Genomic DNA, 3165 nt, shown 5'->3' on the forward strand with positions numbered 1-3165 from the left:
CACGTCCTCGCCCAGCTGGGCGGGCAGCCACGGCGCCTTGAGTCGTCCCACGCCGTGTTCGCCGGTGATCGTCCCGCCCATCCCGATCGCCAGGTCCATCACCTCACCGAACGCCGCCTGGGCCCGGTGGGCGCGGTCCGGGTCGTCGTCGGCCAGCACGATGATCGGGTGCGTGTTGCCGTCACCGGCGTGGGCGACCAGGGCGATCGGCACATCACGCCGGGCCGAGATCTCCTCGATCCCGGCGACCAGCTCGGGAAGCGCGGGCAACGGCACGCCGACGTCCTCGAGGAGCAGCGTCCCGGTCTTGCCCAGGCTGGTGAACGCGGCCCGACGCGCGACCGTGAACTGCTCCCCCTCCTCGGGATCGTCGGTCGCGAACACCTCGCTCGCGCCGTGGGTGCGGAACGCCTCGGCCATGAACTCCGTCTCGGCCGCGCGGTCGGGTCCGGTGAGGTCGGACTGGGCCAGCAGCATCGCACCGGCCGAGGTGTCCAGGCCCATCCTCAGGTCCGCCTCGACGGCCCGGATCGAGACGTTGTCCATGAACTCGAGCATCGCCGGGCGGATCCGGCGGGTGACGGCCAGGACGGCGTCGCTGCACGCCACCACGTCCGGGAAGATCCCCACCACGGTGGAACGGGGCGGCTGTTCGGGGATGAGCCGCACGATGATCTCGGTGACCACCCCCAACGTGCCCTCGCTCCCCACGAAGAGCTTGGTCAGGCTCAACCCGGCGGTGTCCTTGAGCCGCGCGCCGCCCAGTCGCACCGCGGTGCCGTCGGCCAACACCACCGTCATCCCGAGGACGTAGTCGGTCGTCACCCCGTACTTCACGCAGCACAGACCGCCGGCGTTGGTGGCGATGTTGCCGCCGATCGAGCAGATCTCGTACGACGAGGGGTCCGGCGGATACCAGAGTCCGTGCTCGGCGACGGCCCGCTTGACCTCGACGTTGAGCAGACCCGGCTGGACTGTCGCGGTGCGGGTGACCGGGTCGACGTCGATGTCGCGCATGAGCTCGGTGGACAGCACGATCCCGCCCTCGACCGCCGTCGCTCCCCCGGACAGCCCCGAACCGGCCCCCCGCGGGACCACCGGCACGCCGTGCGCACTCGCCCAGCGCATGACCTCCTGCACGTCCCCGGTCGACCGCGCGCGCACCACGGCGAGCGGCATCCCCGGGGCCGGGGCCTTGGCCCAGTCCTGGCGGTATCCCTCGAGCACGTCCGCGTCCGTGAGCACGGAGGCGGTGTCGAGGCGGGCACGGAGGTCGTCCAGGATCATGACCCGAACCTACGACGAACCCTCCCGGATCCGCAGGCGGTCGAACACGGCCCGTAGCGGCCGTGGAGCCCACCAGTTGGCCTCGCCGAGCAGGAGCATCGCACTCGGGACGAGCAGCAGCCTGATGACGAACGCGTCCACCAGCACGGCGAGCGCCAATCCGAGCCCGAGCAGCCGGACCACGCTGATCCCCGAGGTACCGATGGCGAGGAACACCACCGCCACGAGCACCGCCGCCGCCCCCACCACGGGGCGGTGCGGGAGACCCCGTCGACCACGGCCCGGGTGGTGTCGCCGTGGCGGTCGTACTCCTCGCGGACCCGGGAGAGCAGGAACAACTGGTAGTCCATCGACAGTCCGAAGGCCAGGCACGCCATCAGTAGGGGCGAGGAACTGTCCACCACCCCCGTGGCCGTCACGCCCACCAGGTCGGCGAGATACCCCTCCTGGAAGACCAGGACCATCGCGCCGAAGGTCGCGGTGAGGCTCAGCGCCGCCATGACCAGCGTCTTGAGGGTGACCAGCACGCCACCGGTCAGCAGGAAGACCAGGGGCAGGACCACCGCCATGACGAGCAGGGCGACCGGGAGCGCCCGGTCACTGATCGCCTGGCGGGTGTCGACGTCGTCGGAGTAGGTTCCCGCCACCGGCGCGGGTGCCACCACCTCGCGGACACGCTCGGCGAGGTCCTGTTGCTCCGGTTGCGTCAGACCCGGGGCCGTCACCACCTCCACCGCCGCGACGGAGCCCCGCCTCAGGTCGGGGTCACCGGGACCCACCACGAGCCCGTCGGACAGGGTCTCATCCGGTCCCCGCGTCGCCGCCACTCCGTCGATACGCGACACCCGCTCCGCCAACACCCCGGGATCGACCCCGTCCGCGAGGATCACCAGGGGATCGGATCCGAGGTCCGGACGCTCGTCGCGCAGTCGCTCCGCGGCCACCCTGGACGGGGCGTCCTTCGGCAGGACCCTGTCGTCGAGAGTGCCCAGCCGGAGGCCGAACGCGGGCGTCAGCAGGATCAACAGGAGCGCCGACACCCCCAGCGCCACCGCCACCGGGTGCCGGCGCGACACCCCGAGCATCGCCGTCACCGAACGGCCGGGGCGGGTCGGGTCGACCCGTCGCACGGACCACGCGTCGATCCGCCGACCGAGGACCCGCAGGACCGGGGGCAGGACCACCAGGGTGAGGGTGGCGACCAGCACCACGACCGCGACACCGGTCATCGCCATGGATCTCAGGTAGGGCGTGTCCACCGCCGTGAGCGCGGCCAGACACAGGCCGACGGTCACCGCCGAGATGACGATCGTCCTCCGGCACCGGCGCATCGTGCGGGCGACGGCCTCAGGTGGGTCCGCGCCGTTCGCCAGTTCCTCGCGGAACCGGGTCACCACGAGGAGGCTGTAGTCGATCGAGAGCCCCAGCGCCAGGCCGATCACCAGGTTGAGGGCGAACACGGACACGTCGATCACGTGCACCAGGCCGGACAGGACGACGAACGACGAGAGCATGGCGAGCACGCCGATCGCGACCGGGACCGCGGCGGCCACCACGGAGCCGAAGAACAGCACGAGCAGGACGAGGGTGACCGGGACGGCGATGAGCTCGGCGCGGGTGAGATCCTCCCGGGCGATGAGGTCGTCCTCACGCAGCACCTCGGCCCGGCCGGTCAGCTGCCTCTCGACGCCCTCGCCGGGCGGGGGCAGGGCCTCACGGAGCTCGTCCAGCGTGCGTCTGGACTCGGCGTCGTCGCCGGACAGCACCGCGCTCACCACCGTGGGCCCGTCCCCCGGCGCCGGCGACACGGTCACGCGACCCACTCCCCCGGCACCCGACAGGAAGGACGCCACCGCCTCGCCCTCACGGGCCACTGCG

The 3165-nt window shown here is 72.0% G+C and carries 2 protein-coding genes; both read right to left on the reverse strand.

Translation table 11 applies throughout. The features are described 5' to 3' along the window. A partial coding sequence (locus G6018_RS16745; RefSeq protein ID WP_182640244.1) for an FAD-linked oxidase C-terminal domain-containing protein occupies window positions 1-1287 on the reverse strand: 1287 nt, incomplete at its 3' end. Next, window positions 1284-3165 (reverse strand): MMPL family transporter (locus tag G6018_RS16750; protein WP_206685275.1); only part of this gene is annotated, 1882 nt, incomplete at its 5' end. The genes G6018_RS16750 and G6018_RS16745, both read right to left, overlap by 4 nt.

This window comes from Dietzia sp. DQ11-44 (assembly GCF_014145205.1).
In the GTDB taxonomy this organism is placed as follows: Bacteria; Actinomycetota; Actinomycetes; order Mycobacteriales; family Mycobacteriaceae; genus Dietzia; species Dietzia natronolimnaea.